General features: G+C 66.6%; 11 protein-coding genes. 5 read left to right on the forward strand and 6 right to left on the reverse strand.

What is annotated here, in order from left to right; translation table 11 throughout:
• The coding region (locus tag EB084_07890) for a hypothetical protein (GenBank protein NDD28171.1) at window positions 1–1,572 on the forward strand (1,572 nt) is incomplete at its 5' end.
• Between the two features lie 122 nt (window positions 1,573–1,694).
• On the opposite strand, the gene EB084_07895 is transcribed toward EB084_07890, so the two are convergent.
• Complete coding sequence (locus EB084_07895) at window positions 1,695–2,621, reverse strand: hypothetical protein (GenBank protein NDD28172.1); 927 nt, start codon at window positions 2,619–2,621, stop codon at window positions 1,695–1,697.
• Between the two features lie 167 nt (window positions 2,622–2,788).
• Between EB084_07895 and EB084_07900 the strand changes: the two genes are divergently transcribed.
• On the forward strand, window positions 2,789–3,769 hold the full coding sequence (locus EB084_07900) for a hypothetical protein (GenBank protein NDD28173.1): 981 nt from the start codon (window positions 2,789–2,791) through the stop codon (window positions 3,767–3,769).
• Window positions 3,770–3,785: 16 nt separating this feature from the next.
• On the opposite strand, the gene EB084_07905 is transcribed toward EB084_07900, so the two are convergent.
• The 5 genes from EB084_07905 to EB084_07925 all read right to left on the reverse strand — a co-directional run bounded on the left by EB084_07905 (window position 3,786) and on the right by EB084_07925 (window position 11,205).
• On the reverse strand, window positions 3,786–6,878 hold the full coding sequence (locus EB084_07905) for an efflux RND transporter permease subunit (GenBank protein ID NDD28174.1): 3,093 nt from the start codon (window positions 6,876–6,878) through the stop codon (window positions 3,786–3,788).
• Between the two features lie 3 nt (window positions 6,879–6,881).
• The gene (locus EB084_07910) at window positions 6,882–8,672 is read right to left on the reverse strand and encodes an HlyD family efflux transporter periplasmic adaptor subunit (GenBank protein NDD28175.1); all 1,791 of its coding nucleotides are present in this window, start codon (window positions 8,670–8,672) and stop codon (window positions 6,882–6,884) included.
• Window positions 8,673–8,779: 107 nt separating this feature from the next.
• The gene (locus tag EB084_07915; protein ID NDD28176.1) at window positions 8,780–9,085 is read right to left on the reverse strand and encodes a translation initiation factor IF-1; all 306 of its coding nucleotides are present in this window, start codon (window positions 9,083–9,085) and stop codon (window positions 8,780–8,782) included.
• A gap of 100 nt (window positions 9,086–9,185) precedes the next feature.
• Window positions 9,186–9,797: a hypothetical protein gene (locus EB084_07920; GenBank protein ID NDD28177.1), complete on the reverse strand. Its 612-nt coding sequence runs from the start codon at window positions 9,795–9,797 to the stop codon at window positions 9,186–9,188.
• A gap of 178 nt (window positions 9,798–9,975) precedes the next feature.
• Window positions 9,976–11,205, reverse strand: coding sequence for a hypothetical protein (locus tag EB084_07925; GenBank protein NDD28178.1), 1,230 nt, complete (start codon window positions 11,203–11,205; stop codon window positions 9,976–9,978).
• Here EB084_07925 and EB084_07930 point away from each other — a divergent pair.
• From EB084_07930 to EB084_07940, 3 genes are all read left to right on the forward strand, one after another.
• Entirely contained in the window at window positions 11,204–11,437 is a 234-nt protein-coding gene (locus tag EB084_07930; protein ID NDD28179.1) for a hypothetical protein, read from the forward strand. The two genes, EB084_07925 and EB084_07930, sit on opposite strands and share 2 nt — an antisense overlap.
• Window positions 11,397–13,679: a hypothetical protein gene (locus EB084_07935; GenBank protein NDD28180.1), complete on the forward strand. Its 2,283-nt coding sequence runs from the start codon at window positions 11,397–11,399 to the stop codon at window positions 13,677–13,679. Before EB084_07930 ends, EB084_07935 begins: the two co-directional genes overlap by 41 nt.
• Before the next feature lie 104 nt (window positions 13,680–13,783).
• Window positions 13,784–14,917, forward strand: coding sequence for a hypothetical protein (locus EB084_07940; GenBank protein ID NDD28181.1), 1,134 nt, complete (start codon window positions 13,784–13,786; stop codon window positions 14,915–14,917).
• The last annotated feature ends 114 nt before the right edge of the window (window positions 14,918–15,031 follow it).

A 15,031-nucleotide genomic window follows, 5' to 3' on the forward strand; every position in this document is an offset into this window, starting at 1 on the left:
CTGACGGCCGGCATGCAAGACGGCATCTGCCGCGCCGATCGGCAGCGCGCGGGATACGTTCCCCTCGTGGCAGCCGCGGCAGGCATTCCCATGAACCTCCCGCTGATCGTGGGGGGCAGCGTCCCCCCCGCCTTCTTCTCCGAGACCGCCTTCGACGTGAAGCACGCCCTCGAGCTGCGCAAAGCGCTCATCAAGGGGGTCGCCCCCCTGGCGCTGTACCTCGAGTACGTGGGCATGGCCAACGACTACAGCGCCGTCTGGAAGCTCCCTGAGATGGGGCACCGCGACCCGGCCTCGCTCGACACCCCGCAGCATCCGCAGCACAACTTCGCGGTCTCCGGGCTCGAGCTGCGTCACATGGTCGACGTGAGGAGCGCACGAGACTACGTGCTCGAGACGCGTGACTTCATCGAAGACAAGAGCGATCTCGTGGTGCGCCTGCCCGGCATCCGCGAGATCCTGCAGAACGGCGCAGATGTGGGCCGCGGCTCGCAGATCGATCAGGCCATCGCGAAGAAGCCGGACGTGGTTCTCTTCTGGGGCGGTGCGAATGACGTGCTCGCGGCCGCCACCGGCGGGGTGGTCGATGACCGCACCCTCACGCCGGTGACCGATCAGATCTGGGATTTCAACCACCAGGATCTCGTCACCCAGAAGTGGGTGCGCCGCCAGACCCAGCACGAGGTGAAGGGGCTGTGGTCGTCGCTCATCGGTCCGCAGGGCGCCCTCACCCGCCTGCTCAACGAGACCACGGCAGAGATCGTGGCGATGAACCTGCCAGACGTGACCACCATTCCGAATCTCCGCGTGGTGGGGCGTCCTCTCGGCTCGCTCCCCTTCCGCGTCGTCCTGCCGGACGGCACCGACGCCACGAGCCGCCTCGAGCAGTTCATCATCCCCACGCGCGTGAAGAGCGCCCTCAAGGGCCAGCGCGAGCAATACCCCGCGGGCAGCCGCGTCGGCCTCGTCACCGTGCTGAGCGCCCTGGTGGCCGGCCACCGCATCGAGAGCGCGGCCGACCTCGAGGCGGCCATGCGCGACCTGACCCGCGATGGCGCACTCACCGAGAACGACGTTCTCGATCGCGACGAGCTCGCCGCGGTGCAGGAGCGCATCGATGACTTCAATCGTCTGCTGCAGCAGACCGCCGCGCGCAACAAGCGAATCCATCTCGTCGATGCCCACGCGATGATGAACGAGATCGCCACCACGGGACGCGCGCTGCGTGGCACCGGCCCGGACGTGACCGTGACCACCACGTTCACCGGAACCCCGACCTCCGATGGGCGCGACGGCATGTTCAGCTTTGATGGGTTCCATCCGAGCAACACGGGCCACGCCATGATCGCCAACGCTGTGCTCGACCGCCTGCGCGCCGATCTCGGCGCCAATCCGCGCTTCGCCTGCTTTCGCGACGCCAGGCCCGTCGACGAGAAGGCCGCCTACCAGGCCGACCCTCACCGGACCGCGAGACCCGCGTTCATGCTGGCGCCGGAGAACGTGGACACCCTCAGCAGCCAGATCGGTGCCACCGCGGGAGGGCACTACCCCTTCGCCCCGCCTGCCCCGTGATCTCTCCTCACGCGTCACGCTGAAACAGGAACGCGTGCCTCCCCTCCGCACAAGAAGCAAAAAGGCCCCCTCAAGTCGAGGGGGCCTGTCGCATTCCTGGGGCTCGCGCCGCTGGCGCGCGCTCAGACGCGGAACTGTGCGACCACGGGGAGATGGTCTGATCCCTTGGCTGCATCCGGGTCGTTCACCACGTGCTCGGAGCCCTCGATGTAGGCGTCCTTCATGCCGTCAGAGAGCAACAGGAAGTCGATGCGCCGATGGGTTGCGGGGTGGCTGATCTCCGACGAACCGGCGAGGGGGTCGTAGAGGCGTGCAGCATCACCGTCCTGGCCCTTCACTGCGCGAACGGCTGGACTGCTCTCCACGTCGTTGAAATCTCCACACACGACATAGCGACGCCCCGGATAGGCTGCCATTCGCTCGGAGAGGATCTTGTGTATCTCTTTCCCTTCGCCCAGACGCTTGTCGTCAGCCGCCTGACCACCCGCCTGGGCCTTCAGGTGGGTGGTGCCGATGGTGAAGTCGAACCCGTCCTTGACGCGAACGGTGGCTTCGAGGAAGTCGCGGGAGAAGTGCTGCTTGCGGCCGTTGACGTCAAATGTCTCACCGACGTTCGAGTGCACGTCGACGATGGGGTACTTCGACAGAATCGCCACGTTGATGCCACGCGAGTCATTGCCCGGCATGAGCACACGGTACGGGTAGGGGTTGCCGGTCATGTACTTGTCAACCAGCGCGTCGAGGGCCTTCTTGTCGTGAACCTCTTGAACAGCCACCACATCGGCACGGGTGTTCTGGAGCACGCGACCCACCGCGGCAAGCGCCGCTTCGGGCTTCGGTGGCTGATCATGCGCGTCGTGACCCGGGTCCGGCGGGCCGAGAAAGACATTCTCGCAGTTGAAGGTGGCCACGGTGATGGTGTCACCAGGCGTGGGCGGGGGCGTGGGCGCACCCTGCGGGGGAACCGCATCTCTTTCAGACCCCGATTGGTTGTGAGGGCGAAGCGCACTCACGGAGACGTACGATGACGCGAGACCGGTCACACTCATCAGGCAGGCTCCCCAGCTCTGTCGCCGTTCTCTCTGCGCAAGCCGAGACGCGGGCGACCCCGTAGTGAGAAGAAGTGTAACAGACAGGCGCGCGCGTGTCGGTAAAAATATTGTGAACAAGCCGACCCCACCCAGGAGACTGCGGGGCCGCGCGCAAATCAGGGGGCGTGAGCGACGTCGCCTTCGTCTTCAATCCCAGCGCACAGACCGGCCAGGCCTCCAACAGATGGGAGGAGATCGCCCGCCTCGCGGACGAGCTCGAGATCGCCTATGCGCGCTTCGACACCCTGCCTGACGGCGAGACCGTGACCCTGGCCCGAGACCTCACGACATCACGCCGGTATCGCACGATTGTGGCGTTCGGGGGCGATGGCACCATCCACGAGGTCGTCAGCGGCATCATGGCGGGGCGAGACGCCGCAGGCTTGCCCCGTGAAGACCTTCCCACCCTGGCCGTGGTTCCCTTCGGCACGGGCAACAACATCGCAAAGTCATTCGGCTTGCAGTCGAACGGCCCGCACCTGCGCAGAGCCCTCGAGACCATCCGCTACGGCGCCGACTTCCCCCTCGACCTGGGGCACATCGACGATCGCTGGGTTGTCGACGGATTCTCCATCGGGGTCGACCCCACGATCCTGAGCGAGCGCAACGCCGAGCGCGAGAAGGCGAAGCGATCGCCGATTCTGCGCAGCATCCTTCGCGACTACAACCTGTACGCCTACGCCTTCATGCGGGTGCCGCTGCGCCATCGCAACGTTGCGGCGCAGATCTGGCTCGATGACGATGCCCCGCTCGAAGTGCCCCATCTCACGAACCTGATCGTGAACAACGTCCGCGTCTACGCCGGCGAGTTCATCTTCGAGCCCGACAGCCGCGCGAATGACGGGCTGCTCGATGTCATCGTGTTCCGCGGCTGGCATGAGTATCTCTCGAAGTTCATCGTGGCCGCCCGCATCAGCCCCATCAATCCGCGGGTTCTCGACAAGCTAATGAAGCGCCGCGGAACCGTGCGCAAGTCGCGAACCATCCGCATCGAGACGGCGCGACCGGTCGACTCGCAGGTCGACGGAGAGATGTTCAAGCGCGCCCAGCGGTTCGAGCTGACCTGCCATCCGAATGCGCTGACGCTGAAGACCCCCGTTGGCTGACCCGCACCGACTCGGCTCAGGTGCCGACGCGCCCCTCGTCTGACGCTGCGCCACCGATCTTGAGCACGCGGCGCGCAAGCCGCATGAAGTCGTCGACACAGGTGAAGACGACCGGCACCGCGATGAGGGTGAGAAACGTCGATGTCACCAGTCCACCGATGACCGCGATGGCCATCGACGCGCGCACCTCGGACCCCGCCCCCACGCCCATGGCGATGGGCACCATGCCGGCAATCATGGCCACGGTGGTCATCAGGATGGGCCGCATGCGCGCCTCACCCGCGTGCGTGATGGCCGTGTCGCGATCGACACCGTTGTGCATGGCCATGAGGCAGTACTCGACCAGCAGGATGGAGTTCTTGGTGGCCAGCCCCATGAGCATCACGATTCCGATGAGCGCGTACATCCCGAGCGGCTGATGGGCGATGATGAGCCCCATGAGCGCGCCACCGATGGAGAGCGGAAGCGCCACCATGATGGTGAGCGGCTGCATGAAGCCCTCGAACAGCAGCACCAGCACGGCGTAGATGAGCAGCACGGCCGCGCCCATGGCCCAGGTGAACCCTGCGAAGACATCACGCTGGATCTCGAGATCGCCCGCCGGGATCTGGCGCACCTGCGGCGGCATCGACTTGAACGCATCGAGCTGCGCCACCAGCGCGGCCGCCTGACCCAGGGTGAGACCGCTGGCCAGGCTGGCGCTGATGGAGATCTGTCGCTTGCGATCGTAGCGATCGATCTGCGAGGGCCCCTGCCCCAGCTGCACCGATGCCACCGAGCGCAGCGGCACGAGCCCGCGCGCGCCCTGCACCTTCAACCCCGAAAGAGCGTCGAGATTCTCACGGTAGCGCTGGTCGAGCTGAACGCGGATGTTGATCTGATGGTCATCGAGATCGTACTTGGCCAGGTTCTGATCGATGTCGCCCAGGGTTGCGATGAGCGCGGTTCGCGCGATGGAGGCGATGGAGACGCCCTGCTCGGCCGCCAGCGCCAGATCCGGACGCACCAGGATCTCAGGCCGCTGCAGCGCCGCCGACGACGTGACGTCGAAGAGCCCGGGCACGCGGCGCATCTCGCCGATGAGCCGCTCCGCGGTCTGCTGCAGCGCTCCCGCGTCATCGCTGGCCAGGAGCACCTGGAGCTTCCCGCTCAGACCGAACGAGTTGCCGAACGTGTAGCGCGCGCCTGGCAGCACGGCCAGCGCCGGGCGAATCGCCTCCTCGACCTGCTGCTGCGAGAGGGTGCGCGCGTCTCGCGGCTTGAGCACGACGTAGAGGCTGGCTTTGTTCAGCGCGCCCAGGCTCCCGAAGCGTCCGCCTCCCGTGGCGGCCCCGATGGAGGTGAACACCTTGGCCACCTCGGGACGGCGCAGGCACACCTGGGTGGCCTGCTTCGCGGCCTCCACGGTCTTCTCGAGGGTGACGCCCGGCGGAAGCTCGAGCACCAGCAGGGTCTCTCCCCGATCGGTCTGCGAGATGAGCGATGTGGGAATGGTCTTGAACAGCATGATGCTGCAGAGGAAGAAGCCCACCGACAGAACCACGGTGGCCAGGCGGTTGGCCAGGGCCCACGCGAGGATGACGTCGTAGGCGCGCATCAGCAGTCCCTTGCCCTCTTCCTCATGGGTGGGCTTCTTCAGCCCGTAGGCCGCCATCATCGGCGTGAGCAGGCGCGCCACCAGCAGCGAGAAGAACACCGCCACGGCCACGGTGAGGCCGAACTGCTTGAAGAACTGGCCCGGTATGCCCCCCATGAAGGCCACCGGCACGAACACCACGATGATCGTCATCGTGGTGGCCACAACTGCGAGACCGATCTCGTCAGCGGCTTCGAGGGCGGCCTGATAGGGCGTCTTCCCCATGGCCACATGACGCACGATGTTCTCGATCTCGACGATGGCGTCATCGACCAGGATGCCGATGACGAGGGCAAGCCCCAGGAGCGACATGTTGTTGAGGGTGAACCCACACCACTTCATGGTGGCGAAGGTGGGAATCACCGACATCGGCATGGCCAGCGCGGAGATGAGGGCGGCTCGCCAGTCGCGCAGGAACATCCAGATGACGATGACGGCCAGCACCGCGCCCAGGACCAGCGAATCGATGGAGGCGTGATACGACTCCCAGACGTACTTCGCGTTGGTGCGGATCTTCTCGACACGCACGTCCGGGGGGAGCGACTTCGCAAGCTCGGCGACCTTGGCGTCGACACCCTTCTCGACGTCTACGAGATTGCTCCCCGTGCTGCGCACGACAGAGAAGGCGACCACGGGCTTGCCATCGAGGAGCGCGGCCTGTCGCGGCTCTGATGAGCCGTCGGTGATGGTGCCCAGGCTGTCGAGACGCGCCCAGCCGCCGCCGGGAAGGCTGATGCGCGCTGACTTCAGCGCCGCCAGGGTGTGCGCGCTGCCCAGGGTGCGAATCGACTGCTCTGAGGTCCCCACGTCACCGCGTCCACCCGGCAGATCGATGTTGAGCGCGCGCACCTGCGCGTTGACAGCGTCAGCGGTGAGCCCCCGCGCCTCGAGGCGAACCGGATCGAGCGCGATGCGAATCTCGCGATCGACGCCGCCGGCCCGCTGCACCTGTGAGACGCCGGGCACGGCCAGAAGGGCGCGAGACACATCGTTGTCGACCATCCACGAGAGGTCGGTGACCGTGCGGGCCGGGCTTCCGATGGTGTAGGTCACGAACGGTCCGCCTGCGAAATCGACCCGCTGCACGATGGGGTCGTTGATCTGCTGCGGCAGCTGCTGGCGGATGCGCGAGATGGCATCGCGCACGTCATTGGTCGCTCGATCAGCGCTGGTTCCGAGCTCGAACTCGATGCTCGTGGTCGAGGCGCCCTCGTTCACCGTCGAGGTGATGTGCTTGATGTTGCCGATGCCCGCCACCGCGTCCTCGATCTTGCGGGTCACCTGGGTCTCGAGCTCCGACGGAGCGGCGCCTGTCTCGGTGACGGTGACCGACACGATGGGCACGTCGATGTTGGGGTTCTCGTCGATGCCCAGCGAGCCGAACGCGAGCACACCCGCAATGGTGAGCACGAGGAAGAGCACGAGCGAGGGGATGGGGCTCTTGATCGACCAGGCCGAGATGTTCCAGCCCATCGGCTAGGGCTCCGCGGGGGAAGCGGGAGCCGGCGACGGCGAGAGCGGTGACGTGACCGAGCGTTCAGCCGACTTCCCCGATTCCGCGGATGCCGGTGAGGGCGTCGCGGTCACAGGCGCTGACGACCCTGCCGAAGAAGGCGCCGAAGAGGGCGTCGAAGAGACGCGAACGGTGTCTCCCTCGGTGAGGAAGCCGCCACCGTCAACCACCACCGTCTGCCCCTCCGAGAGCCCGCTCGTGATCCGAACGAGCTCGCCCTGCGCCGCGCCGGTGCGCACGCTTCGGCGATGCACCTTCACCCCATCGAGAACGAAGACGAACCGGTCGTCAGCGGGCCCCAGCACTGCACGGGCCGGAACCATGAGCGCCGCTTCGGTGCCCGCGTCGATGCGCGCGCGCACGAACATGCCGCTCAACAGGCCGAGGTCGGTGGGAATGCGGATGCGCACCGTTCCCAGACGAGACTGGGGATCGATCACCGGATTGATGAGCCAGACCGTGCCGTACACGGGGGGAGCGGTGCTGCTCTCGGCAGTCGACGCAGCGCTGGGGGCTCCCGCGGCGTCGCGCTCAACCGCGCTCGGCGAAGCGCTCGGCGAAGCGCTGCCAGATACCGTCGGCGAAGCGGCGGGAGCGCCGCTCTCGGTTCCCGTGACAGCGGATGCGCCCGCTTCGCGGGGTGCGCCAGACGCCCCTCCCGACGGGCCCGTCTCGGGTGCTTCGGCTGCCGGCAGCAGCTGCACGCGCTGACCGACACGGATGTGGGCCAGATCGATCTCGGGCACCTGGGCGCGCAGCTCGAGCTCGTTGCGGCGCACGATGACGAACAGCGTCTTGGCCGGAGACGAGATGTCTCCGATGTGGGCATCGCGCTTGATGATGCGTCCGGCATCCGGCGCGCGCACGACGGTGAGGTCGATCTGTGCGTCGAGCTGACGAAGAAGCGCGCGCACCTCGTCGCTGTTGGCCCGCGCGATGGAGATGTCTTCCCCCCGCCCCCCGGCTTGCGCGAGGGCGAGACGGCTGGACGCCTGCTGAACCGTGAAGTTTGCGGCGCGGACGGCGTCCTGGGCTGCGAGATCGAGCGCGCGGGTCGTGCGCAGCTCTGTATCGCGGTCGTCGAACTCCTTGCGCGTCACGTACCCGTCTGCCAGCAGCTGCTCGTACCGCGCGTGGTTGCGCTGGGCGTTCTCATAGCTGGCCCGCGCCTGGACGCGGGTCGCCTCGGCCTGGTGCGCATTGGCGCGGGCCTGCGACAGCGCGTTCTGAAGCACGGCGATCTCCTGGGGACGGTTGGGCTGCTGGGCCTTGGGGACCGCCGCCAGCGACGACTGCAGACGCGCCTCGAGCTGCTCACGCTGCGCGCGCAGAACGGACGCGTCGAGAACGGCCAGCACCTGTCCTCGCTCGACGACATCTCCCTCTTCGACGTTCACCTGCTCGATGCGAAGGCCCGTGGCAGATGCCCCCACCGGCAGCGCGTCGACCGCCGATATCGACCCGGTGACCAGAACGCTCCGGCTCAAGGTTCGCTCCACCACCCGCCATGTGCTCACCGTGACCACAGGCGGCGCCTCACCGAACTCCGCCTTCACGACAGGCTTGTGGCGCGAGATGAACATCATGAGGGCGGCCGTTCCCAGCACGAGGAGAACGACAAAGCCGAGACCGAGTGAGCGCGGACGTTGCGTCATGCGCGCCCGCTCCGCATCGCCCTGAGATGGAGGCAGGCGATGGTCATCATGTGAGGGCATGGTGTCCGAAGCCAGCGTGGTGGGTTCTGAGATGGACATGTGATTCGCAGCTCATGGCGGCTCGGAAGTCGCGGCGCCTCGGGGGGGGACCGCCCTGCCTCTTACGAGGGGTGCAAGGCGGCAGCGCGTCGACCGTGAGAGGTCGCTCAGCGATTTCGGAACGTGATGCGACCGCGCGTCAGGTCATAGGGTGAGAGCTCTACCGTGACGCGATCGCCCGGCGACACGCGGATGTAGCGTATGCGCATCTTGCCCGACAGGGTCGCCAGGACCCTGTGGCCATTCTCGAGCTCAACCGTGAACATGGCGTTCGGGAGGGCATCGGTCACGATGCCTTCAACGGCGATGGCGTCATCTTTGGCCGCCCGTGGTGTGGCTGGCGTGGTCGGCGTCTGTGGCCCTCGGCCGCGATTGCCTCCGCCGCCTCGTCTCTGCCCCGTGTTTCGCTTCATATGGGTCCATTCTGCACCATGACTGGTGCGATTCACCGAATACTATACCATGGGTGTCAACCCTCAAAACCACCCCGGCATGCGCCGCGAACCAGACCAACTACTGGGTGAAGATGCGTGCCCCATCGGCCTGCACGCTGAACCTTACCTTGCACCCCGCGATACCTCCCGCCTTGTCCCGGATCCAGTCGGTGACGCGCAGGCGCGCAAAGGTCTGGCGCTTCCCGTCATGCGCGATGCAGCGCACGATGTACCCCTGGTGCAGGCGTATCGGCGCAGCCGCCTCGTAGCCGCTGGCGGGCGCGGCCTTGATGTCGCAGAGACCGTCTACAGGCCCCACGTCGAGAACCGCCGTCTGGCTCGAATACAGGTGCGAGCCCATCCAGGCGACCTGACGAACGTGATGGCAGCGCCAGTTCGTGCCCTGCATGAAGAGATCGGCGAAGTCATTCTTCGGGAAATCCCGGCTCACGCTCGGCCCGCTCTCCCCTGCTTCGAGATACAGTCCGCTGCTCGGCTCCTTCACGATCAGGCTGTAGACATCAACCGTGCGCGCCCCCGGTGGATCGAGCGGAGGAGGCGTCTCGGCGGGAGCGGCCGACGCGGCGACGCTCGCAACGTGGGCCGGATGACGCGATGGCTGCGGCCGATCGACGGCGGACCTGCTGCACCCCGCCACCGAACAGATGAGAAGAAGCGCAAAGAAGCGCAAGACGTGACTGCGCACGAAAGAGATGTTTCCCCTCGGCCGGCGCGCAGACCCGCGATGCGGCTGCCCCGGCGATTGATGCCCAGGGCGGTGCTTCAACGCCGCGCACAGATCTCCTTGCCACCCGGCTGCACCTGCACGCCGCGATGGCTGACGCGTGTGACGCACCCCGTCGCGATCTTCAGGGCGATGGCGCAGGCATGTGCAGCTTGACGCCGAGCACGCGCCGCCCGCCCTGGAAGTCCGCACGACGGGTCAGCGGGCTGACGGTGACGCCGTGGGCGGCCGCCTCTACAAACGTTCCGTCCTTCCAGTAGAGCCCGACGTGGGTGACGCGGCCCGGCACCTTGCCGAAGAACACGAGATCTCCCGCCTGAAGTTGCGAACGGGAGACCGCCAGACCGGTCTGGAACTGCTGGTCGGCGTCTCGAGGAAGCGTCACGCCGTGAACCCGATAGCTCTCGAACGTGAGCCCCGAGCAATCGATCCCTGAAGCGCTGAGCCCTCCCCAGAGGTAGCGCGTGCCGCGCAGCTGCAACGCTGTGCGAACGACCTCCTCGCCCGTGCCGGGGTGAGCCCCCGCGACGCTGACCTCGGAGGACGCGAGATAGCCGCCCTCGGCGCGATTGGGAAGAGCAACCCGAACCCAGTCTCCGCTGGTCGCATCGCAGGGCAGCGAGGTTCCCATGAAGACGGCGCAGAGCACCGGAGAATCGCTCCGCGCCTCGGCGTGGATGCTCGCTCGTGCGGTGCGAACCACCGCTGTCGAGGGCGCCGTGGAGGAGGGGTGACCAAGCGCGCTCAGCAGCACGTACCCGGGATAGCCGTCGGCAAGGCGGTACTGGTCGAGAACCTTCACCTGGGCCCATCCGCCGCTGCTCTTGATGACGCGCACGGGCTCTCCGAAGAGAACCTGGGTGACGCGCTCCGACTGGGCCGAGGGTTCACGGAACACACTCGCCACGGGAACGGTGACGCTCCAGTCGGCAGGGGCCGCAGCGCCCCCTCGGATGAGCAGGAGAAACACACAGGCAAAGGCGGCTGCCAGACGGTTGAGACGCACGAGAACCTCCAGGGGATTTCTTGACGCGACGAGAAGACGCGCGCCGTCAGCGAGAGGCCATTCGACGCGGCGGCGCCCAGTTCTTGTCAAAGGCCGACGCCCCCGCGTGCTGACGCGCGCCGCCCCCGCCGGCACAGGGATCGGGGCCGCGCGCGCGAACCTCACTGCCGTGACGCGCAAGACCTGGATCACGGCGGCGGCACTCACCGCGATCTTCCTGCTCGCGGCCGTCACCCTGCTGACGCCACAGCCCACCCACATCGTCGACGCTGTTCTCGCCCGCGACGCCCGCCCTGGAAGCTGCGAGCCCGTCGACCCACGAGACAGCTTTGCGTCGGGCGAAGCCATGCACCTCTGCGTGCGTCTCACCAACGCGCACAGGGGGCGCAGCGAGGTCACGGCCCGATGGTACCAGCGCGACCATCAGCTGCCCTCAGACACGCGATGGGTGGCCGACGCCGACGGCGACGGCTGGATCCAGTTCCCCCTTCGATCCGACACGTTTCCAGCGGGCGCCTACCGCGTGGAGGTATCGCTCGATGGTCACCCGGAGCGCCAGCTCACGTTCACCATGCGCTGACCTCCGGAGTCGAGGGGAGGATTTCCTCCGCCAATCAGAAAGCATGGCGGCCCTCGGGGAACCCGTGGCGCGCTGCGTGCGTCGCCCTTCCCGAAACCCACGACAAGAGGTCTCACCCGACATGACCGTCGCTCTTCGCCCCACGATCTGCGCCCTCGCGCTCAGCGCCACGCTCCTGCTCTCGCCCGCCCTGGCACGCAGGTCTCCCCACCCGACGACCGCCGCGAACCCCTCGACCCAGGCCAACGCAAACGCCGTCAACCCCTTGCGCTTCCGCTTCACGCCGGCGGAGCTGAAGGGCCAGTGCGACGCGGTGCTCGCGAGCGCGCAGAAGAAGATCGACGCCATCGCGAAGATGCCCGACGGCAAGCGCACCTTCGCCAACACCGTGGGCGCGCTCGAGCAGGTGAACACGAGCATCGACGACTGGCTGGCCCCCGTCGATCTGCTGTCGCAGGCCGCTACCGACAAAGACCTGCAGGCCGCAGCAGGAGACTGCAACGACCGCGTGAGCGCGTTCTACGCACGGCTGATGGTGCGCCCGGATCTCTACCACGCGCTCACGGTGGTGGCGCAGAAGGAGCAGTTCAAGGGCGATCAGGCCCGCCTCCTGACCGAGAACCTTCGCGCCTTCAAGCGCAGCGGCGCCGGATTGTCGGCAGCGGAGCGCGACGAGGTGACCCGCCTGCGTGACGAGCTGAGCAAGCTCGAGACCGAGTTCAATCGCAACATCGCCCAGGCCAACGACTCCGTCGAGCTCGACGAGAGCGATGTGAAGGGGCTCTCCCCCTCGTTTGTGAGCGGTCTGAAGAAGACCGAGAAGGGCACCTGGCGACTCACCCTGCTCGACGCCTCTCAGCTCATCCCCTTCCTCGAGAACGCGAGCAGCGCGACAGCGCGCCAGAAGGTGCTGACGGCCAAGGAGAAGGTCGCTGTGGCCGCAAACGTGCCGTTGCTCGAGAAAGCCATCGCGCTGCGGACGCGCATCGCGCGCATGCTCGGGTACCCGAGCCACGCCGCCTACGTGCTCGAGGAGAGAATGGCGCAGAAGCCCGCCCGCGTGCGCGCGTTCCTCGACGACCTCACGAAGCGCCTGCGACCCAAGGAGCAGCGCGAGCTGAGCGATCTCCTCGCGCTGAAGAAGAAAGACGATCCGACCGCGACGCGTCTCGACCCCTGGGACATCAACTACTACACGAACCAGATGAAGAAATCGCGCTTCTCGCTCGACGCGGAGAAGGTGCGCGAGTACTTCCCCGTCGACCACGTGCTGTCTGCCGTGTTCGAGATCTACCAGCAGCTGCTGGGCGTCCGCTTCCACGAGCTCGCCGAGTCGAGCCCGGAATCGAAGGCGGTCGGGCAGCGCTGGGCCCCGGACGTGCGCCTCTTCGAGGTCGATGACGCGGCGAGCGGACGTCGCATCGGCTTCTTCTTCCTCGACCTCTATCCCCGTCCGAACAAGTACAAGCACTTCGCCGCCTTCAGCCTGCGTGCCGGCTATCTGCGCACGGACGGCCGCTACCAGGCGCCCATGGCCGCCATCGTGGGCAACTTCCCCGCCCCGCGTCCAGACGCGCCGGCCCTGCTCCGCCACAACGAGGTGGAGACCTTCTTCCACGAGTTCGGGCACATCATGCACAAGGTGCTCACCGAAGCGAGATACGCCTCGCTCGCGGGCAGCGCGGTGCGACGCGACTTCGTCGAAGCCCCTTCGCAGATGCTCGAGAACTGGGCCTGGAGCCCGAAGACCCTGGCCCTGCTCTCGTCGCACTACCAGACGGGTCAGCCGCTTCCGAAGGCCCTGGTGACGCGCATGCTGGCGTCACGCCACGCGGGTGACGGGGTGTTCTACAGCCGTCAGCTGTTCTTCGCAACCGTCGATCTCGACTACCACACCGGCACCGACAAGGTCGACACCACGAAGATCTGGAACGCACGCAAACAGGAGATCCTGTGCATGGCCCCCATCGAGGGGGGCGCGCCCCAGGCCACCTTCGGCCATCTCATGGGGGGCTACGACGCAGGCTACTACGGCTACCTGTGGTCAAAGGTGTTCGCCGAAGACATGTTCACCGTCTTCGAGAAGGCCGGTCTCACCAGCCCGAAGGCCGGGCAGCAGTACCGGATGTGGATCCTGGCGCGCGGGAACACCGCCGATCCGGACACCTTGCTCAAGGGGTTCCTGGGCCGGACCCCCAATCCGAATGCATTCTACAAGAGCATCGGCCTGGGCAGACCATGACGTTCACATCCAGGTAACACCTGCAACAAACTGTCAATAAAACCGCTGTTCCCCGAGTCTCCCCTTCATGCTAACGTCAAGATACGAGACCAGCGCGTGGAGGGGTGGCGATCATGCCCGACGATTTCGAGATCCGGCCGTTGGAGGCGACAAGCAGCTCACCGCTGCAACCTTCCCCCCAGAGCGGCACGTCGACGATCGCCCCTTCGACGCTTTCCGCGCCCCCAGAAGACACGCCGGAACCCGAGTCCTCGAACACGCAAACCGACAAGACCGAGCTGAGTGACGAGCCCGAAGATCAGCACGGGCGCGCCCCCTCGACAGAAACCTCCCATCTCGAAGCGCTTCGGAGCGCCCACCAGCCCCCTGAACGAAGCGAGCGGCCTGAGCCCGCGCACAAGGCTGCCCGACGACAGACCCAGGGGGCCGACATCCCCACGGGGAACACGCGAATCCTCGACCAGGGGAAGCGCGTGGCGGGCGGTCAGCAGGCTGAGCTCCAGAAGTTCTATCTCAATCACGGGAACAGCTACGTCCCGGACTGCAACGGCCCGTGCGCCCTGGGCAGAGCCGGGCGCAATGAAGAGCCCGGCGTGTGCGAAGGCACCGCCACCCTGGCGCATGCGTCAGCCCGTACCCCACTGCCCGAGAGCGCATTGCCGCAGAAGAGCGAAGGGGAGTACCAGAACGCGCCCATCAACGCCGCGGCCGCGGTCCAGCAGGCCTCTGATCGCAAGTGGAACATCGTGTCGTATCATGACGCTCCCCCGGCGCAGGTGCTCGATCGCGTGAAGGAGCAGGTCGACCGCTTCGGCTCTGGCATCCTGGGCATGTCCTTCACCAATCCGGACGGAAGCAAAGGCACCGGACACGCACTCCTCGTCACCGACGTCCACGAGGGGACTGCCTCGTACACCCGTCCCGACGGTGGAACAGAGCCACGGGCCGCGAGGATCTTCAGCTATCTCGACCCCAACCAGCGAGACGGCATACCCGCCGATCCGTCAAACCAGCAGGCCATCGTTCACTTCACCGACACCAATGAGGTCTCGTGGACGAAAGACGTGCGCGAGTTCTATCGGCCAGACCCGAAACAAGAAGATCAAGCCGTGCCGCAGGTCGGAACCTTCCTGAAACGCGGAGAGATCGATTACGGCACGATGAGTGACGTGCAGGTGGCAAACCTCGTGCGACGCCTGCGTCAGGGCGCTGACTACTTCGCTCGCCCCGCGCAGTAGATCAAGAATGCCCAGGGAGGCATGAGGAGATCTCCGACAGGATGCCGTAGACTGGCGCCATGGCCTCTCCTCCCGCGCCCCTGCCTCCGCCCTGCCCGCCCGACGGCGTCGCCC

This window comes from Pseudomonadota bacterium, from assembly GCA_010028905.1.
Lineage (GTDB): Bacteria > Vulcanimicrobiota > Xenobia > RGZZ01 > RGZZ01 > RGZZ01.